Annotated in this window: 18 protein-coding genes; 9 read left to right on the top strand and 9 right to left on the bottom strand. The window is 38.3% G+C overall.

Annotation, left to right across the window (positions count from 1 at the left end):
- Nucleotides 1-172: 172 nt before the first annotated feature.
- From H4J61_RS11715 to H4J61_RS11705, 3 genes are all read left to right on the top strand, one after another.
- Nucleotides 173-1453: a GGDEF domain-containing protein gene (locus tag H4J61_RS11715; protein ID WP_182185154.1), complete on the top strand. Its 1281-nt coding sequence runs from the start codon at nt 173-175 to the stop codon at nt 1451-1453.
- Nucleotides 1454-1568: 115 nt separating this feature from the next.
- Nucleotides 1569-2339: an ABC transporter substrate-binding protein gene (locus tag H4J61_RS11710; protein ID WP_182185228.1), complete on the top strand. Its 771-nt coding sequence runs from the start codon at nt 1569-1571 to the stop codon at nt 2337-2339.
- Nucleotides 2340-2629: 290 nt separating this feature from the next.
- Nucleotides 2630-4909, top strand: a complete 2280-nt coding sequence (locus H4J61_RS11705; RefSeq protein WP_182185153.1) for an FdhF/YdeP family oxidoreductase — start codon at nt 2630-2632, stop codon at nt 4907-4909.
- Nucleotides 4910-5163: 254 nt separating this feature from the next.
- Here H4J61_RS11705 and H4J61_RS11700 read toward each other — a convergent pair whose 3' ends face one another.
- From H4J61_RS11700 to H4J61_RS11690, 3 genes are all read right to left on the bottom strand, one after another.
- Entirely contained in the window at nt 5164-5991 is an 828-nt protein-coding gene (locus tag H4J61_RS11700) for an SDR family oxidoreductase (protein ID WP_182185152.1), read from the bottom strand.
- A 63-nt stretch (nt 5992-6054) separates the two neighbouring features.
- Nucleotides 6055-6537, bottom strand: coding sequence for an RDD family protein (locus H4J61_RS11695; RefSeq protein ID WP_182185151.1), 483 nt, complete (start codon nt 6535-6537; stop codon nt 6055-6057).
- A 309-nt stretch (nt 6538-6846) separates the two neighbouring features.
- Nucleotides 6847-7671, bottom strand: a complete 825-nt coding sequence (locus tag H4J61_RS11690; protein WP_182185150.1) for a hypothetical protein — start codon at nt 7669-7671, stop codon at nt 6847-6849.
- A gap of 484 nt (nt 7672-8155) precedes the next feature.
- Here H4J61_RS11690 and H4J61_RS11685 point away from each other — a divergent pair, with 484 nt between their 5' ends.
- Nucleotides 8156-9091 (top strand): hypothetical protein, encoded by a 936-nt coding sequence (locus tag H4J61_RS11685; RefSeq protein WP_182185149.1) that lies wholly within the window; start codon nt 8156-8158, stop codon nt 9089-9091.
- Nucleotides 9092-9210: 119 nt separating this feature from the next.
- Nucleotides 9211-9873: a peptidylprolyl isomerase gene (locus tag H4J61_RS11680; RefSeq protein ID WP_182185148.1), complete on the top strand. Its 663-nt coding sequence runs from the start codon at nt 9211-9213 to the stop codon at nt 9871-9873.
- Nucleotides 9874-10070: 197 nt separating this feature from the next.
- Here the strand turns inward: H4J61_RS11680 and H4J61_RS11675 are convergent, their stop codons facing one another.
- Together H4J61_RS11675 and H4J61_RS11670 are read right to left on the bottom strand one after the other, a co-directional pair.
- On the bottom strand, nt 10071-10328 hold the full coding sequence (locus tag H4J61_RS11675) for a DUF2999 family protein (protein WP_182136263.1): 258 nt from the start codon (nt 10326-10328) through the stop codon (nt 10071-10073).
- A 205-nt stretch (nt 10329-10533) separates the two neighbouring features.
- Entirely contained in the window at nt 10534-11733 is a 1200-nt protein-coding gene (locus H4J61_RS11670) for a DEAD/DEAH box helicase (RefSeq protein WP_182185147.1), read from the bottom strand.
- Between the two features lie 304 nt (nt 11734-12037).
- Between H4J61_RS11670 and H4J61_RS11665 the strand changes: the two genes are divergently transcribed.
- Nucleotides 12038-12370: a GIY-YIG nuclease family protein gene (locus H4J61_RS11665; protein WP_182185146.1), complete on the top strand. Its 333-nt coding sequence runs from the start codon at nt 12038-12040 to the stop codon at nt 12368-12370.
- A 178-nt stretch (nt 12371-12548) separates the two neighbouring features.
- On the opposite strand, the gene H4J61_RS11660 is transcribed toward H4J61_RS11665, so the two are convergent.
- Nucleotides 12549-12701, bottom strand: coding sequence for a hypothetical protein (locus H4J61_RS11660; protein WP_182185145.1), 153 nt, complete (start codon nt 12699-12701; stop codon nt 12549-12551).
- A 193-nt stretch (nt 12702-12894) separates the two neighbouring features.
- Nucleotides 12895-13794 carry a hydrogen peroxide-inducible genes activator gene (locus H4J61_RS11655; RefSeq protein ID WP_182185144.1) on the bottom strand — a complete coding sequence of 300 codons (900 nt, stop codon included), beginning with the start codon at nt 13792-13794 and terminating at the stop codon, nt 12895-12897.
- Nucleotides 13795-14093: 299 nt separating this feature from the next.
- On the opposite strand from H4J61_RS11655, the gene katG reads away from it, so the two are divergent.
- Complete coding sequence (katG, locus tag H4J61_RS11650) at nt 14094-16316, top strand: catalase/peroxidase HPI (RefSeq protein ID WP_182185143.1); 2223 nt, start codon at nt 14094-14096, stop codon at nt 16314-16316.
- A gap of 100 nt (nt 16317-16416) precedes the next feature.
- Here the strand turns inward: katG and H4J61_RS11645 are convergent, their stop codons facing one another.
- A complete protein-coding gene (locus tag H4J61_RS11645; RefSeq protein WP_182185142.1) occupies nt 16417-17238 on the bottom strand; it encodes a zinc-dependent peptidase in 822 nt (273 codons plus the stop codon).
- Between the two features lie 565 nt (nt 17239-17803).
- Between H4J61_RS11645 and H4J61_RS11640 the strand changes: the two genes are divergently transcribed.
- Both H4J61_RS11640 and H4J61_RS11635 read left to right on the top strand, forming a co-directional pair.
- A complete protein-coding gene (locus H4J61_RS11640; RefSeq protein ID WP_220461245.1) occupies nt 17804-19084 on the top strand; it encodes a sensor domain-containing diguanylate cyclase in 1281 nt (426 codons plus the stop codon).
- 818 nt (nt 19085-19902) lie between these two features.
- Nucleotides 19903-22779, top strand: coding sequence for an EAL domain-containing protein (locus H4J61_RS11635; protein ID WP_182185141.1), 2877 nt, complete (start codon nt 19903-19905; stop codon nt 22777-22779).
- A gap of 322 nt (nt 22780-23101) precedes the next feature.
- Here H4J61_RS11635 and H4J61_RS11630 read toward each other — a convergent pair whose 3' ends face one another.
- Nucleotides 23102-25288: an OsmC domain/YcaO domain-containing protein gene (locus H4J61_RS11630; RefSeq protein WP_182185140.1), complete on the bottom strand. Its 2187-nt coding sequence runs from the start codon at nt 25286-25288 to the stop codon at nt 23102-23104.
- Nucleotides 25289-25397: the final 109 nt, after the last annotated feature.

Below are 25397 nucleotides of genomic sequence, written 5' to 3'. Positions count from 1 at the left end.
ACGAGCACAGCGTTAGTGTTGAGTACAAAGTAGAGTAGCTAATTAATAAAACTTGGTATTATAGCGGCTTCTTCTGTCTGTTAACTGGCTGAAAAGCTGAGTCTATTCCATTAAACCCAGAAGTAATTTAGAATAAGCCTTAATTTGAAGTAAGCAAGGAAAAGTCACTTTAATGTTTGCAAATTTTCTTCGTCCAAACAATCTATCCCAAAAAATGATGCGGGTTATTTTTTCCATCTATTTGGCCGTAACCTGTCTGATCACCAGCATGGAATTTTTAACTGAATATGTTAAAACACAGGATTCTATAGTCAGTGAATTAAAACAGCTGGAAGAATCAGTGCTCCGCCCAATCTCTACTAGCTTATGGCAATACAACCAAAATCAGCTAGAGGCACTCGTTGCCGGACTGCTCAAAATACCGATTATTGAAGGTGTCGACATTTTAGACAAGTATGACCAGCCGATGATTTCTCAAAGGTCCTACACCAGGGACCTAACACCCTTATCAATTTTCGACATCAAATCAGACTTAAATTGGCAACTGAATGAGCAAAAAATATTCCTTGGATCACTTACCCTTTATTCGTCGTCAGAAGTTGTTTTAGATCGAGTTCTGTTCGGATTTTCCTTGATTATAATTACAGAAATCATCAAGTTATCTATTTTATTTTGGTTATTTATTTGGGCCTTTGATCGTTATTTGGCCAGCCCTTTGAAAGAGTTAATGTCGCAAGTGAATGAGGTGCAATTGAGCGAAACCATCACTAAACGGATTAATCTTTCTCACATTGAAAACAACGAGCTCATTCAGCTTCAAGTACATATGAATAACATGCTCTCTGCTATGGCACGGGATCGGGAAATATTGCTAGAAGACGAACAAGCTAAGCGAAATAGTTTAGAGCGGGCTGTTGCTAAGCGTACCCAAGCATTACAAGCCTTGAATGAAAAGCTCGAAGTGCTGGCGACAAGAGATTCTTTAACCGACACATTAAATCGAGGCAGTTTCTTTGATACTGCACAGCATTTACTGGTGCTTTGCCAGCGCAAAAAATCACCCACATCTTTTATTTTAATGGATCTAGATCACTTTAAAAGAATCAACGATACCTATGGACATGTTATTGGTGACAAAGTGCTTATCCACTTTACCCAGACCATTCAAACTTTTTTGAGAAAGTCTGACTTGATTGGCAGAGTTGGCGGAGAAGAATTTGCAATATACCTCGCTGATATTGATATTGATGACGCCTTTAAACTTGCTGATAAAATAAGAGAGACCATTGCCAATTCAAGCTTAAAAATTGATGGTAAGCGCATCATCTACACGGTCAGTCTTGGTGTTGTCTCGTCTGAGCCAACAGAGCATTTAATTGTTGATCTATTTAAACGCGCTGATGTGAAGCTTTATGGCGCCAAAGGGAAAGGACGTAATTATGTCGAAAGGTAATCTCGCAAACAATAATCTCTCAAATGGTGATATATCAAATACTAATATTTTAAAAAATAGCGTATCGAAATATAAAGCGTTAAAGGGTAAAAAGGTGTCTTGCCTATTATTTATAATGCTCTTTTTTACCGGAACTAGTATAAGCAATTTAAGTCATGCTAAAACATTAAAGGTTTGCTACGACCAATGGGCTCCAATGACGATATTCCCATCAGAAGCGTCTAATGAGCGTGGTGTTGTTATCGATATGTTAGCGCAAATATACAGCTCAAAAAATTATAAAATAGAATATTATGAAGTGCCACTAGCAAGGGGTTTAGATATGGTGGCAGAGGGTCTTTGTGATATGTTGCCAGAATATTTATTTTCAAAGCAAGCAGAAAAAAATTTCGTCTATGCCAACCAAGCAACATTTTCATACCTAACCGCCTTTGTCGTCAGGCGAGATGATCCGTGGCGCTATAATGGTATTGAGTCAATTAAAGGCAAACGCATCGCAACAGGGCCAGGTTGGGATTACAGCTCAATGAGTGTCTCATATCAAAATTATATCGATGAGCCAAAGAACTCGAACTTAATTGAAGTGGTTGCGGGTAATAATGATGTAGTTAAACGAATATTTCTCATGATGAGCGAAAACAGAGTCGACTTATATGCCGATAACGAACTTGTTCTTCAGCATATGTTAAATAAGCTAAACTTACATGATAAGCTTAAAATTGTGCGCCCCGGCTTAGAGAAAAAATTACTTGAAATACCCATTTTCTCAAAAAAAATGCCGACTAAAAGAAGACAGGAACTGATAAAAATTTGGAATGAGGGGCGCTTGTCAATAAAAGGCGATAAAGAAGCCATGTTGTTCAAAAAGTATAAGGTAACATTATAAGCGCTCGAGACAGCAGCAGCTAAGATATTACAGCTAATAAAATAACAGGTATAATATTGTTTTACTAAAAAACTGGCCATTTCTATTTATCGCTGGCCTTATTAACTGGGCCTTATTAGCTAGGCCTTAACAGTATGAACTTATTGCTAAAGCCACTCGTACATCATTAGATGCATGAGTAACACTCACACAAGCCAACAGTTAGTGGTCCATTCAACATAGAAAACGAGGCTAACCCCGTTTTATTTTTATCATGGTCAGTTGAAACCTTCCCTTAAGAGGTAATTTACATGTCAAAACCTACAAAAACATCGCCTGCATACTCACCACCGGCTGGTGGCTGGGGAGCACTTAAAAGCTCGGCTAAACATTTGATCCAAAGTGAAAACGCCGCCAAAAACGTAAAGGCCTTATTACGTGCTAATCAACCCGGTGGCTTTGACTGTCCAGGCTGTGCGTGGGGAGATTCTGACACTGCAAGTAAAGTAGATTTTTGTGAAAATGGTGTAAAAGCTATTGCATGGGAGGCGACCAGTAAAAGAGTGAGTCCTGAGTTTTTTAAACAACATTCAATCACCGAGCTACAACAATGGGATGATCATTCCCTAGAAAAAAGTGGTCGCTTAACTCAACCGATGTTTTTTGATGGTAAAAGTGATCACTACCAAGCTATAAGTTGGGATGATGCCTTTAAAGTTATCGCTGACCAATTACAGCAGTTGCCCTCACCAGATGAGGCACTGTTATATACATCGGGCCGAGCCAGCAATGAAGCGGCTTATATGTATCAGTTATTTGGTCGAGTATTAGGGACTAATAACTTTCCTGACTGTTCCAATATGTGTCATGAAGCTTCTGGCATCGCCATGACTAGCAGCATAGGCACTAGCAAAGGCACAGTAACAATGGCAGATTTTGATCAAGCTGATGCTATCTTCGTTTTTGGCCAAAACCCCGGTACTAACCACCCACGCATGCTAAGCACTTTAAGAAAAGCAAGTAAACGAGGTGCTACTGTTGTTAGCATTAATAACTTGCAAGAACGTGGCTTACAGCAATTTTTAGATCCACAAAGCCCAAAAGAAATGATCCTTTTCACCGGCACTAATATTAGTCAATATTACTTCACGCCGCGATTAAGTGGCGATATGGCCATTTTACGTGGTGTTGCTAAATCATTACTCGAACGCTTTAAACAAGACGAAACCGTACTAGATAGCGCTTTTATTGCTGAACATTGTCATAATTTTGCCACATATCAACGCAGTGTTGAGGCAACGTCATGGGAAAAAATAGTCAGCCAATCTGGACTGAGTCGACAAGACATTGAGCAAATTACTGATATTTATGCCAGTAAGAAAAAGGTTATTTTTACTTGGGCCATGGGTATCACCCAACATAAACACTCGGTAAAAACCATTCAAGAGCTTATTAATGTGCTCTTGCTTAGAGGCAATATGGGTAAGCCCGGCGCTGGCGCTTGCCCTGTGCGCGGTCATTCTAATGTACAAGGCAATCGCACGGTTGGCATTAACGAGCAGCCACCAATGGAATTTCTTGACGCTTTAGATAAGCATTATGCTTTTAAAACCCCACGCGAACATGGGCTAAATACGGTTGATTCGTTACATACTATGCTGGCGGGTAAAGCAAAAGTGTTTATTGCTTTAGGCGGTAACTTTGCCGCCGCAACACCAGATACCACAAGAACTTATCAGGCATTAAGACAATGTGATTTAACGGTTCAAATTAGCACTAAGCTCAATCGCAGCCATGTTATTACCGGTAAACAGGCGTTAATTCTTCCCTGTTTGGGCCGCACTGAAATTGACCGCCAAAAAAGTGGCGAACAATGTATTACCGTAGAAGACTCCATGAGCATGGTACATAGCTCAACGGGGCAAAATGAACCTGCCTCCGAAAATTTACGTTCAGAAACCGCCATCGTAGCTTCAATGGCAATGGCTGCAGTGGGCGATAGCGTCGTTGACTGGACAAGTTTAATGAACGACTACGGCTTAATTAGAGCAGACATTAGTAAAGTTTTACCAGGCTTTCATGATTATAATCAGCGTATTAAAGTAGGTAGAGGCTTTCATTTAGAGAATGAAGCCGCGCAGCGCCAATGGAAAACAAGTGCAGAAAAAGCCACTTTTTCCGATACCCAACTACCTGAAAAATTAGCTCATGAAGTTGCCGAAGCCTTTACTGACAAACCTATTTTAACCTTACAAACACTGCGTTCACACGACCAATACAATACCTCCATTTATGGTATGGACGATCGTTATCGCGGCATATATGGTGAACGCCGGGTGATTTTCGTTAATGCAGACGATATGGTGAAACAGCAATTAAAAAATGGTGACAAAGTAAAAATAACCACAGTATCAAATGACAATATAGTACGTACGGTCACTGACTTTAAAGTCGTTCAATATATTATTCCAGCCGGCTGCGTGGCGGCATATTATCCAGAAACTAATCCACTAGTGCCGTTAGAAAGCACCGCGGATCATTGTGGCACACCTACTTCTAAATCAATCGCCGTTTCTATTGAGAAAATTTAGCGTTTAAAATGTCTTTGCGAGCGTGTGCTAATAGCCACACCTCGCCTATTTTTTTCTTTAGCTTCAAATAATAAAGGCATATCCACATATCTACCTATTCAAGCGCAAATTCAGCTCAGCATATAACTGAGCTATCTTTGAATAATAGCCCTATTTTGTATGGCTGTTATTCAGGATATAAAAATTAAAACTTTAAAATATAAATCTAAATCTAAATCTAAATCTAAAATATAAATCTAGCACAAGCTAACCAATCACCCTTTTGCGAGTAAATAATCTAACCAACGTGCTGGCAATAAGCGCTTCAACAAGGCAAAAATTTTCGTTGGCATTGTGATTCTATAACGTAATTTAGGTCGTTTACTTTCTAAGGCATGAATCAAAGCCTGAGTAACATCTAATGGCTCTAAGGTGAAAGGCGCATTTGATTTCTCACTGCTTAAGCGCGCAATTTGCTGTTGATATTGCACTTTGTGATCGCTGGCCTCGATATCGATATGGGCTTGAATAGCCGCCAACGCATTGGCTCTAAACTCTGTATTAATAGGTCCTGGCTCTAGTAAAATCACCGCAATATTAGCACTTTTTAATTCTAATCTTAAGGTGTCTGTTAAGCCTTCAATAGCATACTTTGAGGCATTGTAAGCCCCCCGATAAGCCATAGAAACAAAACCTAATACTGAACTACATTGAATAATACGCCCATGGCCTTGGCGCTTCATCACTGGAATTATTTGCTTGGTAAGTTCATGCCAGCCAAAAACATTGGTTTCAAATTGTGCTCTTAATGCTGCGGTAGGCAGGTCTTCCAATGCGCCTGGCTGACCATAGGCGCCGTTATTAAATAAATAGTCCAAGCGTCCACCGGTTATTTCAAGCACTTGGGCAAGGGTTTGGCTAATACTTTCAGGCTTGGCGAGATCTAACTGATAAGCGCTTAGGCCTTTTGCTTGCAGTTCGGTAACGTCTTGCGCTTTTCGCGCGGTAGCAAATACCTGATAACCGCGCGCTGAAAGGGTTAGCGCTGCGTGTAAGCCAATGCCGCTTGAGCAACCCGTAATTAAAATAGACTTAGTTGACATAAAAGAACCTAATATATGAAGTGTAGATAGCAGCAGCTTACTTGATTACGCTAGCCTTTAAAATTACTGATGACAACGAATAACAATCGTACCCGCAATTTTATCATGCCACCCCTGTTTTTTGTCATCCCAAGCAATCCAGAAAAAGCCTAAACCTAATGGGATCAAGGAAACGTAGTAAGCAAGATATCGGATGACAGACTGTTTAACTGTCGGTTTATTGCCCGTTTTTTCATCGACAATTTTTGCTTGTAGTAAAATTTTACCTGGCGTAGCTGACTTATAAATCCAGAATAAAATAGTCGCAAGAATTGGAAAGACATAAGTAATAATAACATCCGAAAAGCCTTGAACCGACTCAGCTGAATCGAAATACTTCCCGCCATAAATTAAAAACAAAAAAGGGTAAGTGAACATGATGAGTATGATTGAGTCAATAACACTTGCGCCAAACCTTAGCCAAAAACCAACATACTGAAGCCTTTGGTCACTGTCTGCTATTTCGCTGTCGATCATTTCACTTTCGCTCACTTTATGCTTGATCATTTTATTCCCTATAGTATTTAAAGTCTCATGTCTGTGTAGTTAGCATCATTTGCATTGTAAGTGGCGTTAGCTCGTCAGTTGTCGCTAACTGCCCTTCTACCTATGATATTTATACGTTGCAGCTGGCTTGCTGACTCAACGGCATAGCCAACTAAAACGTTAAAGCGCATACACATTTCATAAACCTAGTCTCAAAGCTTCTTCTGACACTATCTAACTGACTAGGTATTATGGCTTGCCAATATACTTGTAAAAAAGGCGAAAGTGACACTTTCGCCTTTAAGCTACAAACCATGATATAAAAATGATTTATTCGATAAATTCTGCAGCAATATCTTCAAACGCGATAGTAGACCAATAATTTAACGCTTGGCCTATACCTTCATACATGACAGTTAACTCTTTTTGACCTAAGGGTTGTTGATAAAATTGCGTATATTGTGCGATTTCTTGCTCGGTTAATGACTGATAAATAAAATAAGAAACCATGATCATTTGCTGCTCTAACCCTGGCCTCATCATAGCTTCCATTTGTGTTAGTTGTGTTTGAATTTGCATTTCATTAATACCTTGGCCTGGGTTTGCGACCATCAAACCTTCAATAGTACCTTTGGCCACTGCCGTAACAATGTTTAGCGAATTCTCGACTAAGTTGGTCGTTTCAACAAAATTTCTCACTACGTTAATGCGTTCTGTCGTTGGCGGCGTTGTTTGCAATATCGCCATATAATTCATCAAATCTTGGTTAAAACTTGGCGTCGAAGCTTTTGCTTCCGCCATTTTGATTCTTCGTGCTAAATCGCTATTAAGCCAAGTCAGTAACTTTTGCATTTCGTCTGCAGAAAAATTGTCTTTTATATGCTCAAAAACCACTTGTTTAACATCGTCTAATCGCCAAGCATTTAATAACAAATTCATGACCTTTTGCGCTTGTTCAGGATCTTTAGCGGTCATTTGCATTTGTTGGTTCATCGCACTCATTTGCGCAGGAATACCATTAAGCGCAACGTTAATGCCCGAAAGCGCCATATATTGGCTGACGTCAGCGTCACTGCTGGCTTTAGCCGAACTAAACGGGCTAAATATTGTGCTCAGTAAAAATAAAACAGTATAAAATGAAGTGAATTTTTTCATCATCAATCCTTTAGCTAAATAGTGTAAATTAATAGTATGACTTAATAGTATTACTTAATAGTTAGTCGCTGGTTTTTAGCGCTATAAGTCATACTACAGGGTAATATAAATTTACAAAAATAATTTATTTTTATCACGATGATGTTCGCACAGGCTATAGTGTAACTTGTTTTTATTACTGGAAATTAATCCTATAAATGCCAAGCTACAGGCGATAAATATAACGCCATGATCCAAGCAAATAAGCAGGCTTAATTTAATTTGCATCACTAGATCATAACTTGCATTAACTAAAATTAGCTGTTGGACAATAACCAGAAATATCAGCTCAAAATGCGCTAGTAAATTACACTAGCAATGAGATAGCCATTAAATAGCTCGAGCTCAGAGGATAATTAATAACATGGGGAATCAAATTAAATCTAAGCCTTGCCACTTCTTTTTAAACCTTGCCTTTGCAGCCATAGCTTTTAGTAGTTTTTTTATGATTAATAACGCTAGCGCTATGGTTTTAACGCCGCCAGCAGCTATAAAGCCAAACACTCATAACAGGGTAACTTTACCTAAGATAAAATTTGCCAACAATATTCCAGAGCATAAAAAACCGCTACTTACCGATTGGGTTATTCATGCCAATCAGGCTTTGAGACTAGTTTATGGTGCATTACCGGTTGAGAATTTTCTGACGGTTATTGAAGCCAGCAACCAAGGTACTAGTGCCGTGCCTTGGGGAGAAGTAAATCGCTCGTCACCACCCACAGTTACTCTAGTGGTTAACCTCAATACTAGTCTCGACGCTTTAAAAGCTGATTGGACCATTTATCACGAATTTAGTCATTTACTGATCCCTTATGACGCCGCTGACGCTAGATGGTTTTCTGAAGGATTAGCCAGTTATTATCAAAATATTACCCAAGCTAGAATTGGCATGTTTGACGAAAAAACTCTGTGGCAAAAACTTTATGAGGGCTTTGAACGCGGTAATAAACAGCAAAACTATGCACACCAAAAATTAGCTTATGTCAGTGATCACATCAGTCAAAACCATAACTATATGCGCATTTACTGGAGTGGTGCGCTTTATTGGCTGAAAGCTGATATTGCCTTAAGAGCGTTATCAAAAAACGCGGCTAAACCTTATTCATTAGATTTAGCCTTAAAAGCACTCCAAGCTTGCTGCTTTAACCAATACCTGAGCGCGACAGACATAACACAAAAACTAGATGAACTAAGCGAAAGTAAAATTTTTAGCGCGTTATTAACGGAGTTTTCAGCCAGTTACGCTATTCCTGATTATTTAACACTATTAAGTTCATTAGGCGTCGAAGTCATTAATGGTGATATCAAATTAAATAACCGTGCTAAATTAAGTTTGCAACGAAAAGCTATTTTTACTGACGTGGCGTTATTGACTAAATAAGCGATTAAAATCATAAAATTACAATTGCTCAACCGTGAATAATTAACTAATCTATCGTCTGATGTTACAAATTGCCTGATATAAACTCATATTAGCCAATATATAAAGGAAGCAGTTACATGCTAAAAACTCATTTTTCATTGTTAAAAACCAGCTTGATCTCGCTATTATTAATAACATTGTCTGGTTGTTTTAACTCAGATCCCGCCGTAAAATCGGTTAATGCTTATCTTGAAAAGCAAAAAATAGATAAAACTCAAAGTGATTGGAAAACCACACTAGAAAAACCTGAAATGGTAAGGTTTGACCCAGAAGCACAATATTTTTGGGAGTTAGACACTACTGAAGGAAAACTAGTGGTTAAGTTATTCCCAGAGACCACACCAATGCATGCAACAAGTACAATTTACTTAACAAAACTTGGCTTTTACGATGATTTGGTTTTTCATCGTGTGATCAATAACTTTATGGCGCAAGGTGGCGACCCATTAGGTAATGGTAGCGGCAACCCAGGTTATAAATACGCGGGGGAATTTAGCGGCACATTAAGTCACGATAAGCCGGGGTTACTGAGCATGGCAAACTCTGGACCAAACACTGACGGCAGTCAGTTTTTTATTACCTTTGCCGCCACACCTTGGTTAGATGGTAAACATACCATTTTTGGTGAGGTGGTTGAGGGCTTAGAGACAACACTGCCGGCCATTGAAAACTTAGGTAGTCGCTCTGGTCGAACAGAAAAAACAGTGAAAATTATTAAAGCAACAATTCGGGTCGAGTAAATTATTCATACAAACTAGGCGTAACTGATAGCGAAAATTTATAGCGAAAACTTGCAAAAAGCTTACTGGTCATTTATCGCTATAATTTGCCACTATTACTTAACGCGATAACTTAATGCTATAGTTTACAATGGGCTGAAATCACTATCAGCCTTTTGTTAGCAAGATTAATCATATGACTAATCTTGCTGCTATAACTAGTTTTCTTTAGTTAAAGTCGCTTTGGCTGCTTCAACTTTCGAAAAATCTAACCCTAGCTCATTTACCGCTTCTTCAATCAGTCCAGGATTTTGCATTAGCATCATCATCAAGGCTTGTAACTTTTCTTGTGGAATACCCAATTGTTGTACTGTCGCCATGGCCATTATTGGATTTTCTGTTAGCGCTTGAAATACCGCTTTAATTTGCTCGTCGCTTACATCATGTTCTTTTAAAATTGCAATAATTGGGTTCATTAAGTTTCCTATTTTCTGACTTGTTTATGATTACTTATTTAGGGTTGTTTTTCACTAAGTTCAACTGCGAGCAGTGGCGTTATTATATCATCGCTGCATTTAATGTAAAAAGTCATTATTGGCCATTGAAATTAGTGCTAACTTTTGATTAAACGCTTTACTTAGCTCTGATTTAACTCTGATTTAGCTCTGATTCAACTCTGATTCAGCTGCGCTTATTTTTTGGAACGTAATTTAAAATAGACACGGGCACTACTTTTTTAACGGGAAATTCATCAAACTCTCTGCGTTCAATAACATGTCCTAAGTCACTTTCAATGGCGCAAAGGTTTCTAAAGTTATCTTTAGCAACAAAAGATACCGCTTCGCCATTTTTACCCGCACGACCTGTACGGCCAATACGGTGAGTATAATCGTCTACTTTATCAGGTAAGTCGTAATTAACCACTCGAGCCAATTCGCCAATATCAATACCGCGCGCGGCAATAGCGGTGGCGACTAAAAACTCTATTTTACCGGCTTTAAAGTCATTGAGAATTTGTTCTCGTATGACTTGAGTTCGACCACTATGAATAGACTCAGCTTTAATACCACGCTTTTCTAATTGGCTAACCAGTTTTGCTGCGCCGTGCTTGGTTTCAATAAAAATTAGTGCTTGCTGCCATTGCTGCTGTTTAATTAAATAGCTTAATAAGGCTGACTTATTGGTTTTATCTACCGTGACCAGCCATTGAGATATTTTAGGTTTTGAGGCACTATTTTTAGCGATCGAAATTTCACTGGCATGATAAAGTGTTCTTTTTGCTAGTGCTCTAACATCGTCAGAAATAGTGGCTGAGAATAATAAATTTTGACGTTGTTCTGGCAAACGCTCAATAATTTTATTAATGTCATCAATAAAACCCATATCCAACATTCTATCGGCTTCATCAAGCACAAAAGCTTCAAGTTGATCAAAATACACCGCCCGCTGATGCGCCATATCAAGTAATCGGCCTGGGGTAGCTACCAAAATATCAATGCCCCAAATCAAACGTTGTTTCTGCGGCTCTATTTCTGTGCCACCATACATCGCCATAGAGCTTATATTTAAATATTTACCATATTGAGCAATATTGGCTTCAACCTGCACGGCTAGCTCACGCGTTGGCGTTACTATTAACACCCGAATGCGTTTGCCACGAAGATTACGCGCTTCATCTTTATCAGCAGCACTGAGTTTTTCTAGTAAAGGTAAAACAAAACTAGCGGTTTTACCGGTCCCTGTTTGCGCTGCGGCAATAACATCTTTACCCGATAAAATAACCGGTATGGCCTGCTTTTGAATATCAGTGGGTTGACGATAATTTAAATCAGCTATCGCATTGACTATCGGGTTTGACAACCCGAGTTGGGAAAATGGCATTAAAAATCTCTTTAGCTTTATAGCTAGCATGAAGGCTAACAACAAGCCCACTCAAAATTGGCCGCGATTATAACATTCACTTTCATTTAATGTCATTTTTTACGCGCTAAGCTATATAGCCATTTTACTTAAAAATGCAATTTCAGCACTAAATTTGCACAAGCAAATGGCGATGAATATTGTTTGTAGGAAAATTATGGCTATAATTACTTATTTATTGCCAGATACTGTGGCTTGTAACTGTGGTTTGTAATAGGCTTTATTAAAACAGTGATATGGATTGTTAACTTAGGTTATTGATGTAATGGAAATTACCGAACAACACACTAACAGCGATGCAGTTGCTTACGGCAATGTTTACGTGATGACACATTCATTTTTTAGTGATGTCGTCAGAATTGGCTGTACTCCTACAGATCCCATTGAGTACGCCATAACATTATCGGCAAAAACCCTCGGCGACTATACGGTGGTCTTTTCACTACAATGTAAAAACCCATGTAAAGTCAAAAAACAGATTCGACAATACTTAAATGCAAAGGCCTACGTTAACGACTTTTATCAAGTACCTGCTGACGTTGCAGCCGGTATTTTAAAACGTGTAGCCTTAAGAATCCCAGTGTTTAGTGCTGATTAAACCCTCAACATACCACAATAATTAACCCTAATTCCATCCTCACGAAGAGCGTTTAAAACCCCTTACCCGCTAAGCTAACACTATTAACATTAACTTAGCTTAGCTTAATTTAGCTGAGCATTGAATCCAGATCATTAATGCTCTGGAGAATAGCCACTATAAATACAAACCTGCATTTTTATTGCTCAATTTTCACCGCTTGGCATTGCTGATCACCATAATAATTATTGGTGTAGTTACATTCAATTTGCTGCTGCTTATTTAGCTCAACGTTATCCTGATGAGTTGAATTCAATAAAGCTTGAATATTTTTAATTATGTTTTTCATCATTTATTTCCTTTTAATTAGTTAGTTACCCGCTCTACTTCAAGATGCAAATTTAAGCTGGAAGTAAAGCGTTATGTGTCCATTATTACCGGCTTATACAATCCAGTAAATTTGATAAAATCAATAAAGTAATTCTAAAAAACAGATAAACAGCGAAGCTAACTGGCTTGGGTAGCACTTGAAGATTAAAGCCCCATTAGCACTTTGCAGTTAACTCTTGATTAAATATATCCCTTAACATGGTTAGCTCGTTAGTTCTGACATAGTTAGGACGAATAATCAGTGCAATGTTGCGATGTGGGCCAGGTTCATTTAAATGTATGGCTCTAATTTCTGACTCGTTGTAAATCAACTGATCTAGCGCCATTTGTGGTACTAAAGTTGTGCCTAACTTACCCGCTACCATTTGAATTAAGGTATGCAAACTCGCTGAATCAAAGTCAGACTGTTGTTTGTCACCTTTCATACTGCAAGCCGCTAATGCGTGATCTTTTAAACAGTGACCATCTTTTAATAGCATAAGTTTGTCAATTTCTAATTCTGCACTGGTAATTTCTTTTAGCTGACTCGGGCATTCATCTTTATGGCTGACCCAATAAAAGTCTTCTTGCCAAAAATCAAAGCTCATTAAACCATCTATAGGAAATGGCAGCGCTAGCACAGCAGCGTCAATATCACCTCGCCTGACCATATCGACTAATACTTGTGATTGCTCTTCAATTATTTTCAATTTAAAGTTCGGATATTGTCGCCTAACCTCGGGTAATACTTTGGGCAGCAGGTAAGGTCCAATCGTTGGAATAACACCTAGGGTCATCGGATGTATAAATGGCTGGTTATTCGATTGGGAAATTTGTAAAAGTTCATCAATTTCGAACTTAACCGTTTTCGCTTTATTTAAAATGAGTTGGCCATAACTGGTAATTAACACTTGCTTATTGTTGCGCTCAAAAATGCTGGTACCTAATTGCTTTTCAAGTTCAATAATGGCGGTACTTAATGCTGATTGTGAAACATTGCAAGCATCTGCTGCCTTTTTAAAATGTAAGGTTTTTTCAACGGCAAGTGCATAATGTAATTGTTTTAATGAGATCATAGTTTTCCATGCTAGTTGCCTGTCAGAGCGCTAGAGTAAAGTTAATAGTTATTATTGAACATAAAGCCTAGTTTAATCAGTTTTTTATCACCTTGTTAAACTTAATTTTTATCTTAACGAACAATAACAACAATAAATAATTAAAAATCAATAAGTTAAAGTAGTAAAATATCACATTCAAAAAACAGAACACTATCTTCCAATCAATCAATTATCAAAAGCAACTATTCAGTTCTATACTCAAAAAACATTGATTTACACAAAAAAATCAACAGTCAGAAAATACAGAGGAACTAAAAATGCTTAAAAAAACATTATCATTAGCTGCTGCTATTTCAGTGGCACTTACAACAATAACCTTATCCACTTCAGCCCTAAGTGCTGAAGCGGCTAAAACCAACCAATTTTGGTGGCCAGAGCAGCTAAATTTAAGCCCTCTACGTCAACACGGTGCTGAATCGAATCCTTATGGCGAGGAATTTAATTATGCTAAAGAATTTGCCACTGTAGATATAAACAAATTAAAACAAGATATTGAAACAACATTAACTGACTCAAAAACTTGGTGGCCTGCAGATTGGGGGCATTATGGTCCATTGATGATCAGAATGGCATGGCACAGCGCCGGCGTTTATCGTGTACATGATGGTCGAGGCGGAGCTTCAGGTGGACAACAACGTTTTGACCCCTTAAATAGTTGGCCTGATAATGTCAACTTAGATAAAGCTCGACGCTTATTATGGCCAGTAAAACAAAAATATGGCCGTAAAGTTTCATGGGCTGATTTAATGGTACTTTCTGGCAATGTGGCATTAGAATCAATGGGCTTTAAAACCTTTGGTTTTGCCGGAGGCAGAAGTGACGATTGGGAGCCTGATTTAGTTTACTGGGGTCCAGAAACCATCATGCTTGATGACAAGCGACGCGACAGTAAAGGTAAATTAAAAGGCCCACTTGCCGCAGTAGAAATGGGCTTGATTTATGTTAATCCTGTTGGGCCACATGGCAACCCAGACCCGCTATTAGCAGCCAACGATATTAGAATGTCGTTTGGTCGTATGGCGATGAATGATGAAGAAATAGTCGCGCTAAGTGCTGGTGGTCATACCCTAGGTAAAGCTCACGGCGCGAAAAAACCTGATAAGTGTGTTGGTGCAGAACCTGCAGCCGCTGCTATCGAAGAGCAAGGTTTAGGCTGGAAAAATAAATGTGGTACAGGTGTTGGCGCTGATGCAACAGGCAGCGGTTTAGAAGGTGCTTGGACAGTTACACCAACAAAATGGTCTTCTAACTACTTAGATAACTTAATGAATTTTACTTGGGTAAAAACGACCAGCCCAGCGGGTGCCATTCAGTGGACCCCTAGCGATCCAGCCGCCGCTAATTTAGTGCCTGATGCACACATTGCTAATAAACGTAATGCACCCATTATGTTCACCACTGATTTAGCACTGAAAAAAGATCCAGAATTTCTTAAAATTGTTGAGCGCTTTAGAGCTAATCCAAAAGATTTCGATAAAGCATTTGCCAGAGCTTGGTTTAAACTAACCCATCGTGATATGGGACCACGTGCTAGATATGTTGGCTCAGAAATACCGAGTGAAATATTATCATGGCAAGACCCGATCCCTGCAGTTGAACATCCTTTAGTGTCAGCCGCTGAGATCAGCGAATTAAAACAACAACTACTTGATTCGGGCCTAACCACCTCAACATTAGTAAGAACAGCATGGGCGTCAGCGGCCAGTCATCGTGTTACTGATATGCGTGGCGGTGCTAACGGTGCACGAATTCAACTTGAGCCACAGAAGAATTGGCCAGTAAACAACCCGGCTGAATTAAGTAAAGTGTTAGCTAAACTTAAATCAATTCAAAGTGACTTTAATCAGCGTTCGCCAAGCAGCAAAGTCTCGTTGGCTGACTTAATTGTTTTAGGTGGTGCAGCGGCGATTGAACAAGCAGCAAAAGCAGCAGGACATACTATTGTAGTGCCTTTTAATGCCGGTCGTGCTGATACTACTCAAGCCCAAACTGATGTGAAATCATTTAATTATTTAAAACCCAATGCTGACGGATTCCGTAATTATTACGATGAAGAAAGTTATATGTCGCCAACCGCCATGCTGGTCGACAAAGCAAATTTACTGAGTTTAAATGTACCCGAAATGACCGTATTAGTTGGTGGTATGCGCGTACTTAATGCTAATTTTGATGGCTCAGATTTAGGTGTACTAACCAAAACACCTGGCTTATTAACGAATGACTTCTTTGTCAACTTACTTGACATGTCAACCACATGGCGCAAAGACAACAATCAAGCTGGGGTATATCAAGGTTATGATCGCCTATCAGATGAACTAAAATGGCAAGCAACGCCTGTTGACTTAATCTTTGGCTCTAGCTCTGAATTACGCGCTATTGCAGAAGTTTATGCGTCTGACGATGCTGAGCATAAGTTTGTTACTGACTTTGTCAATGCTTGGGTTAAAGTCATGCAGCTTGATCGCTTCGACCTAAAGTAGGTTTAAAATAAACTTAATATCAGACTAATGTAAACTAGTCAGAATATTCTAGCGAGTATTATCCAAGGGTAATGCTCGCTTTTTTCTTTAACCTTCCGTATTACCAGTACAGCGGATCAACTTTATAATACTGAGTGAGTTGTCGATAAAGTTTAGGGTGTTGTTGGCTAAATTGCGTAGACTGCTCAAAAAAAACTTCACTGGCAACTGCGAAAAATTCTGCAGGATTGGTTGCACCATAATAATCAAACAGTGATGGTGCACCTGTATTTGCTTGTTTTTTTAAAATTTCAAAGTGTAATGAAAAAATTTCTGACCAACTCTGATAACTTTGTCCTGCCGCTAATATAGGGGCACCATTGGCTCTGCCATTTTCTTGATCAAGTTGGTGAGCAAACTCATGGATGACAACATTATGACCATCATCAGGAATTTTTGCGCCTACTAAGGTATCTTGCCACGACAATACCACTTTACCAAAATCCCAAGACTCGCCAGCCAAGACCATTTTTTGGGTAAACTGTACACCGTCACCATTTCGCGTTTGCTGCTGTTTCACAAAAGCACTTGGGTAGACTAATATTGACTTTAACTTAGGATAATAATTAGTTTTTCGATTGAGTAATAACAAGCATGCTTGTGCTGCTATAGTAATTTTTATTTCATCGGTAATCACTACCCCGTTACAACCGACAAATTCTTTTTCTGCCAAAAACACCTGAATATGTTGTTTTAATTGCAACTGCAAATCTGCTGGCATTTGTCTAAAGTACGGCATTCTTTGCTGAATTATTTTTCGCCATTGTTTCTTAAAGGGTTTAGCTTTTATCAATCGACGTTTATATGCCAACCAATAAGGCTTGCCAGTCAAATAAGCCATCAATAATAAAGCAATGAACACAGGTAAAAAGTAAGAGTACATAATAAATCATACGAAATAAGCTTTATTATTAAGTGCGGACAAGTTATACAAATATCAAATTATTTTTTTCATAATAAAAATAAATTAATTAATTTAAAGAAAATTTGAACTTACCTGTAAACAACCACTCTTACCCTATGAGAGACTTACTTCCCTGAGTGTTTTATGTTTTTATAATGCGTTTACTTTTTTAGGTAAACGCTTTTTTTTGTCTGAAATTTAGTAAAAACTAATGACTATGACTATCAACCTATGACGACCTCCTGCGACTAATGGGTGTACTTCACATTACACATTATTAATCATAAGTTTATATTAATTTTTTCGTTTCAATATATGATTAATCTCTCTACCAAAAAAATATTTTGATACGAGATCTGATACTAGATAATTTCATTGTAGGCCCACTCAATTCGACAATAAATTATCCCTATGCCGATTAAGTCCCTGAGTATAATCGAACGATGGATATCCACTGGTTAGTTGTGATCGTATTTAAATTAAACTAGCATAGCTATCTGATAAATATTAAATTTTACTTTTACTTTTACCTTATGGAGACAGCTTGAATAAAGAAAATAATACAATATCCACGTTTAATAGCATCAGGAATGAAGTATTAGACAGTATAGATTCCTTTATTTATGCCAAAGACTTATCAGGAAAATACACTTATGCAAACCAAGCCCTTTTAGACTTATTTGAAAAAAAATTGGCTGATGTTATTGGCTTTGATGATAGTCATTTTTACGATTTAGTCATTTCTAGACAATTAAAAATAAATGATGACTTAGTGATGAACAAAGCCATTAGAGTAGAAAGTGAAGAGAAAAATTTCATTAAAGCTAAAAATGAAACTCGTATTTATAAAGTAGTCAAAAAACCACTTTATAAAAGTGACGGTAACGTCGATGGTATGAGTGGAGTATCTATTGACATCACCGCGGAAAAGAAGCTACAAGAACAAGTCAGTAACCAAAGTTATTTACTTGATACCATGTTAAATAATATCGATGCTCATATGTATATAAAAGATTGTGAACGTACTTTTCTTTACGTAAATAATCGCGTTGCTGAATTATTTGGCAAGAAGGCAGAGAATATCATTGGTAAAAAAGATACTGATATTTTACCCAAAGAAATTGCTGAACAGTTTTACCAGTCAGACAAGCAGGTTTTTGAAACAAATAAAAAACAAGTAATAGAAGAAACTGCTCATAGTGAAGATGGTGAAACACTTCATTACATCAGCACTAAAGTTCCCTTTAATCAGCCGGATAAGCTACCTGCGTTAATTGGCTTCTCCAGTGACGTAACTGAATTATATAAACTAAAAGAAGAATTTAAAAAACTTGCTAATACTGACCCATTAACCAATTTATATAATCGTCGTTTCTTTACAGAGCAAGCGGAAAAAGAATATAACCGCGCAAAACGCTACTCATTATCTTTAACAGCTTTTGCCATTGATATTGACAACTTTAAATATATAAATGATAAATTTGGTCATCCTGCTGGCGATCAAGTATTAATCGCGGTCGCCAAGCAACTTAAAGCTAACCTAAGACAAATCGACATTTTAGCCCGTATTGGTGGTGATGAGTTTTTTATTCTTTTACCTGAAACATTTGCAACGGCGGGCATGAAATTAGCAGAACGTATAAGAACAGAGCAAAGTAATTTAAAAATTGTTGGTGACTGGCAGGGTGAGATAAAACTTTCCGTCAGTATTGGTGTTTCAAGCTTTCTATTTGACGATGAGTCATTTGACACTATGTTTTCTCGCGCTGACAAAGCCTTGTATCAAGCAAAAAACTATAGTCGAAATAAGGTGATGTATTTATAAAAATGCTCGTATTTTCATTCTTCGGTATAGCGCTGCCCGTAAGGGTAGTTTTTCGTTGCGAGTATGTCATGAAGAAAATTAATTTTTATGTTATTTAACCACGGCTGTATTGTGAGATAAATAACCTAAAAGCATATAATACTTAGCTATATAATAACGCAATGACTTATATAAGATAACTTTCAAAGCTAATATCAAGTTTCATTAATAGTATGAGTTGTTTCATATTAATGTAACCAGCCTTGTCCCATCGAATACAACGCCCTGTGCATTCAATTAATTTAAGCTAATATTGAATCATTTTTTTGATCAAGTCGCGCAACGGTTTCATCAATAAAAATTACCATATGGGTGTGATTACTGATAATTATATAGCTGCAAATATCCATCGAAAAAATTTAACTTAAAGCGAGTTATTTGCCTTCAACCCACTCACATCTCTGTATCAAAATTATTAGTTAACTTCATAACAAGATGATAACCATAGGGCCTTAGTTAAAGCTTTACTAAATGAGTATTTCAAAGTTCTTGCTTCAAATGATGAAAATAAAAAGTGCGAGTCAAAGGATAATTTGAGCATCCTAAATACGGCAACCAATGCATCGCCTAGCTGTAAATTTATACGGATATTTCAGTATGTAAGTTGGCTACAAATAGTTCGTTTTCACATCATAAATAATGCCAGCATAAGCAATACAAGTAAGAGTACCAAATTGACTCTCGCTTATGCTATATTGAAAAAAATAATAAAAAATTCCCTAAGTGCTTGAGGTTTAATAAAAATGAATCATGATTATAGCGATATAATGGTTAAATCATTGAGCACCACATATGATCTTAAACTAGTCGTTTTATCTGTCTTAATTGCTACAGTGGCATCATTCAGTGCTTTTAGTATGGTTGAACGATATCGTTCCGCTAGTTCAAAAAATAAAAAAATCGCATGGAATTTATGCGGTGCTTTGGTTATGGGCATTGGTATTTGGGCGATGCATTTTATTGGTATGTTAGCGTTAAAATTTCCGATACCCGTTACCTATGATATCCCAATAACTATTTTATCTATTGTCCCGGTCATTTTTGCTTTTAGTGCGGTTATGTGGCTGATGACACTAGAAACCTTTAGCCATTATCGGTTGTTAATCGGTGGTTTATTATTAGGTTCAGGTATCGGCCTCATGCATTATATAGGCATGGCCGCTATGAGATTAAACGCAGTCATGGTTCATGATAATACTGTAGTTTATTTTTCCATCTTAATTGCGGTAATCTTGGCAATAGTGGCACTAAAAATACAGCATGCGGCTATTAATCAAAACCAATCTGAATTTATAAATAAAAAACAACTATTTAGTGCAATAGTTATGGGCTCTGCCTCTTCTGGTATGCATTATACTGCGATGACAGCCGTAGAATTTATGCCATTAACGACAAATAAAGTCATTAATGGCGTCTCTCCAATTACATTAGCCTTAATTGTTACTGTGGTGGTATTGGTACTCTTGCTCCTCGCTATTCTCATTCCACATTTACTTAGATACAAACAGATAATTAATACGGTGAACGAAGATGCCATTCGTCTCCATGCCATGATGGATACATCACTAGATGCGATAATTCAGATGAATGGCAATGGAGATATTATTGGCTGGAGTTCTCGAGCACAACATATCTTTGGTTGGACGAGTAATGATGCTTTAGGCCAAGAACTAGCAAAATTGATCCTCCCGGTACAATTTCGTGATTCTCATAGACAAGCCTTAAAGCGTTTTCTTGTTACTGGTGAAGGCGCTAGTTTAGGTAACATAATTGAGATCGAAGCTTTACATCAAGACGGGCATAATATTCCCATAGAATTGACTAGTTCTGTTATTACATTGTCAGATGGCGTTGAATTTAATTCGATTATTAGAGACATCAGCCAGCGAAAGCAAGCCAAGGCAAAACTCATCCTTGCTAATAAAGAACTTGCCTTTCAAAACCAAGAGAAAGATAAACGAGCCGCTGAACTAGCCCTTGCCGCTATTGTATTTTCTCACACCCGTGAAGGTATCATCATCACTAATGCGAGCGCTGACATAATCAAAGTCAACGACACCTTCACCGAAGTCAGCGGTTACTCACGCCAAGAGGCGGTTGGTCAAAATATACACTTCATCCAATCAGACAAAGAATCACCTGAGTTCTATGCTTTAATGTGGCAAACGGTTGACACTAAAGGTTATTGGGTTGGCACCATCTGGAATCGTCGTAAAAATGGTGAAGTGCACCCAGAAAACCTGACCCTAAGTGCCGTAACTAATACGGCTAGCGAAATCAGCCATTATGTTGCACTCTATTCTGACATTACTCAGCTGAACAAAACCCATCAAAGCCAACTACAGCGGATGGCTCATTTTGACAACTTAACCAATTTACCCAATCGCACATTACTCGCTGACCGCCTAAACCAAGCCATATTAAAAAGCTCTCAGTATGATAAGTTACTCGCTGTCACCTTTCTTAATCTAGACGGCTTTAAAGCCATCAATGATATCCATGGTTATCATGTTGGTGATGACCTATTAATTGCTATCTCACTTCGCATGAAAAAAGCGATACGTGAGGGAGATACACTTTCTCGTATTGGTGGCGATGAATTTGTCTTGGTACTAACTGATTTAGCCAAATCAGACGATTGTAATCGGGTGTTAGAGCGATTATTGTTGGCTGCATCAGATCCAGTGACAATCGGTGATCTGGTATTAAATCTATCCGCTAGCATAGGTGTTACTTTTTATCCTAAAGATGGTGCTGATTCAGGCATACTGATGCGAAATGCTAACCAAGCCATGTATGTGGCAAAACAATCGGGTAAAAATTGTTATCACTTATTTGATAGCGCAGACTATGATGTGGTTAACCGTCAACAAGAAAGCCTTGCTAATATCAGGGCGGCACTTACTAAACGTGAGTTCGTCTTGTACTATCAACCGAAAGTGAATATGTCTACGGGTGCAATGGTGGGCGTAGAAGCGCTAATTCGCTGGCAACACCCTGTACGCGGTTTAGTGCCACCATTAGACTTTTTACCTATTATAGAAAATCACGCGGTTAGTCTCGATATAGGCGAATGGGTTATCGATACGGCGCTCAGCCAAATCAGCCAATGGCAAAGTATGGGAGTTAAGTTCCCTATTAGTGTCAACATCAGTGCTTATCAGCTCCAGCAAACTGATTTTGTCGAACGCTTAGCCACAATATTAGCCGCTCATCCTGATGTATCACCCCATCTATTGGAATTAGAAGTATTAGAAACCAGTGCGCTAAATGACATCAACTATATTATAGAAACCATGAATGCTTGCATTAGCCTTGGTGTAAAATTTGCGCTAGATGATTTTGGTACTGGGTATTCTTCGCTAACTTACCTTAGGCGCCTACCCGCCAGCGTGATTAAAATAGACCAGACTTTTATACGAGACATGCTTACTGACGCGGATGACTTAGCCATTGTTTTGGCTGTTGTCAGTTTAGCGAAAGCCTTTCGAATTGAAGTGATAGCTGAAGGGGTAGAAACTGTTGAGCATGGCACTGCGTTATTAGAGCTGGGCTGTGAATTAGCACAAGGTTATGGCATTGCAAGGCCTATGCCTGCCAGTGAGGTGCTAACATGGCTAGACAGTTGGAAGCCCGATAGCGCTTGGCTGTCCTAAAAAATATAATTTAACGATTATTTTTACAGCTAGCAATTATCTGTTCGCCTATAAAGAGATTACTGCTTATTAGTATTACTCTGCTCTTTTTATAAAAGCGAATTTCCTATCATTTGGTTAAAACACAGAGTTGAAATTACTGACATTTTATAACGCCGTAGCTTTTCAATTTAACCATTAAAAATGAGCAGGTAATTAATTAACTTGGTATAACCAGTCGCGAATAAAAAAGCCAATACCTATTGTTAGGTATTGGCTTTTAAATTTTATAAAATCAAGCAAAACAGTTCACTAAAAAACTAGCAGATATTGGCTAGGATTATTAGCTTGCTGTTTGATTTTTTCGTGCTTGATGCAATTTTTTATAGCTGTCGATTAATCTCAAATGCTTGTCTAACCCATCCAAGTTCATACCGGTTTTAGTCAGTCCAAAAAACTTCACTTCGCCCATCGCTGAATCGATGACATTATTCATGGTATTTTCACCAAACATTCTATTGAGGTTGCCAATAAAATTTTCAAGTTCCATGTCTTCGTCTAAGGTAATCTCAAGTACAGCCTGCATCGCTTGATAAAACAAGCCACGTTCAACCGTATTGTCATTAAACTGTAAAAAGGCTTCAACCAACTCCTGCGCGTCTTCTAATGCGCCTAAAGCCAAGTAAATCAGTATTTTAAGTTCTAAAATTGTTAACTGACCCCAAACCGTATTTTCATCAAATTCAATACCGATTAAGGTTCTAATATCGATATAATTATCTAGCTGGCTATCTTCTAAACGTGTGACTAAACTTTCTAGCGCATCGTCATCTAGGCGATGAATATTAAGAATATCTTCGCGGTAACTCAGGGCTTTATTGGTATTATCCCAAACCAAGTCTTCTACTGGATAAATTTCTGAATAATCAGGGACTAAAATACGACATGCCGTAGCGCCGAGTTGGTCGAATACCGCAACATAAGCTTCTTTACCTAAGTCTTGTAAAATAGAAAACAAACGGCTGTTTTCTTCCTCACTGGTACCAGAAAAATCCCATTCGCAAAATTCATAGTCATGTTTATCACTAAAGAAACGCCACGAAATTACGCCGGTTGAATCAATAAAGTGTTCGACAAAGTTTTCTGGCTCAGATACCGCAAGACTGTTAAAGGTTGGCCTTGGCACATCATTTAACCCTTCAAAACTACGACCTTGCAGTAACTCAGTTAAGCTGCGCTCTAACGCTACTTCAAAACTTGGATGCGCACCAAAAGAAGCAAATACACCACCGGTTTTTGGGTTCATTAAAGTCACACACATTACAGGAAATTGGCCACCTAACGAGGCGTCTTTAATCACCACTGGAAAGCCTTGAGCTTCAAGTGCGTCAATACCAGCAAGTATGCTCGGATACTGTTCAAGCACATTTTTAGGTACATCAGGTAAAACAATTTCTTGTTCTATTATTTGTCTTTTTACTGCCCGTTCAAAAATTTCAGACAAACACTGCACTTGCGCTTCCGCTAAGTTATTACCCGCGCTCATGCCATTACTTAAGAATAAGTTCTCAATCAAGTTTGATGGGAAATATACCGTTTCGCCATCTGATTGACGTACATAAGGAATCGCACAAATACCACGTTCAAGGTTACCTGAATTGGTATCAATGAGATTTGAACCACCTAGTTCGTCGTCAGGATTATAAATATCAAGACAGTAATCATCTAAAATACCGCTAGGTAAATCATCACTTTCATTTAATTTAAACCATTTTTCATTGGGATAATGTACAAAGTCACTATTGGCAATGTCTTGACCCAAATACTGATCGTTATAAAAGAAGTTACAATTAAGGCGCTCAATAAACTCACCCAAGGCTGAACAAAGTGCGCTTTCTTTCGTTGCGCCTTTACCATTGGTAAAACACATCGGCGATGCCGCATCACGAATATGCAGTGACCAAACATTGGGCACAATATTACGCCATGAGGCAATTTCTATCTTCATGCCAAGACCGGCCAATATCGCGGTCATGTTGGTTATAGTTTCTTCAAGGGGTAAGTCTTTACCTAAAATAAAGGTACTGGCTTGTTCAGCCGAATGCCCCATTAACATGGCCTGCGCGTCGTCCTCAAGACTGTCAACGAGTTCCACAACAAATTCTGGCCCCGTTTGTACTACTTTTTTAACCGTACAACGATCAATTGAACGGATAATGCCCAAGCGATGTTTTTCAGAAATACTTTCAGGGAGTTCGACCTGAATTTTGAATATTTGCTTATAACGATCTTCAGGGTCAACAATATTATTTTGTGACAGACGAATATTTTCGGTTGGAATATCGCGAGAGTTACAATACACCCTAACAAAATAAGCCGCACACATAGCAGAAGAAGCTAAGAAGTAATCAAATGGTCCTGGCGCAGCGCCATCACCTTTATAGCGAATAGGTTGATCCGCGACGACGCTAAAGTCATCAAACTTAGCTTCTACTTTTAGGTTATCGAGAAAGTTAACTTTAATTTCCATTGAATGGGGTCCCACAATTGATTGCTGTCATAGCCAAGATTTCAGCTTGAAATGTTGCCAAAGAGTATATTGTTCTTAATGAAGTGAATTATCGTTTTTTTTGCCCAAA

Origin of the sequence: Colwellia sp. MB3u-4 (assembly GCF_014077065.1) — a bacterium.
GTDB lineage: Bacteria > Pseudomonadota > Gammaproteobacteria > Enterobacterales > Alteromonadaceae > Cognaticolwellia.
The sequence above is the reverse complement of the archived record's forward strand: the minus strand, read 5'-3'. Positions and strand labels throughout refer to the sequence as shown.

Excerpts from the sequence above, each read along its gene's own strand:
- H4J61_RS11715 (WP_182185154.1), top strand. The coding sequence starts at position 173 with ATGTTTGCAAATTTTCTTCGTCCAAACAATCTATCCCAAAAAATGATG.
- H4J61_RS11670 (WP_182185147.1), bottom strand. The coding sequence starts at position 11,733 with ATGCCATTTTCCCAACTCGGGTTGTCAAACCCGATAGTCAATGCGATA.
- H4J61_RS11700 (WP_182185152.1), bottom strand. The coding sequence starts at position 5,991 with ATGTCAACTAAGTCTATTTTAATTACGGGTTGCTCAAGCGGCATTGGC.
- H4J61_RS11680 (WP_182185148.1), top strand. The coding sequence starts at position 9,211 with ATGCTAAAAACTCATTTTTCATTGTTAAAAACCAGCTTGATCTCGCTA.
- H4J61_RS11695 (WP_182185151.1), bottom strand. The coding sequence starts at position 6,537 with ATGATCAAGCATAAAGTGAGCGAAAGTGAAATGATCGACAGCGAAATA.
- H4J61_RS11685 (WP_182185149.1), top strand. The coding sequence starts at position 8,156 with ATGATTAATAACGCTAGCGCTATGGTTTTAACGCCGCCAGCAGCTATA.
- H4J61_RS11675 (WP_182136263.1), bottom strand. The coding sequence starts at position 10,328 with ATGAACCCAATTATTGCAATTTTAAAAGAACATGATGTAAGCGACGAG.
- H4J61_RS11710 (WP_182185228.1), top strand. The coding sequence starts at position 1,569 with ATGCTCTTTTTTACCGGAACTAGTATAAGCAATTTAAGTCATGCTAAA.
- H4J61_RS11630 (WP_182185140.1), bottom strand. The coding sequence starts at position 25,288 with ATGGAAATTAAAGTTAACTTTCTCGATAACCTAAAAGTAGAAGCTAAG.
- H4J61_RS11655 (WP_182185144.1), bottom strand. The coding sequence starts at position 13,794 with ATGATCTCATTAAAACAATTACATTATGCACTTGCCGTTGAAAAAACC.
- H4J61_RS11660 (WP_182185145.1), bottom strand. The coding sequence starts at position 12,701 with ATGATGAAAAACATAATTAAAAATATTCAAGCTTTATTGAATTCAACT.
- H4J61_RS11705 (WP_182185153.1), top strand. The coding sequence starts at position 2,630 with ATGTCAAAACCTACAAAAACATCGCCTGCATACTCACCACCGGCTGGT.
- H4J61_RS11665 (WP_182185146.1), top strand. The coding sequence starts at position 12,038 with ATGGAAATTACCGAACAACACACTAACAGCGATGCAGTTGCTTACGGC.
- H4J61_RS11645 (WP_182185142.1), bottom strand. The coding sequence starts at position 17,238 with ATGTACTCTTACTTTTTACCTGTGTTCATTGCTTTATTATTGATGGCT.
- katG (WP_182185143.1), top strand. The coding sequence starts at position 14,094 with ATGCTTAAAAAAACATTATCATTAGCTGCTGCTATTTCAGTGGCACTT.
- H4J61_RS11690 (WP_182185150.1), bottom strand. The coding sequence starts at position 7,671 with ATGAAAAAATTCACTTCATTTTATACTGTTTTATTTTTACTGAGCACA.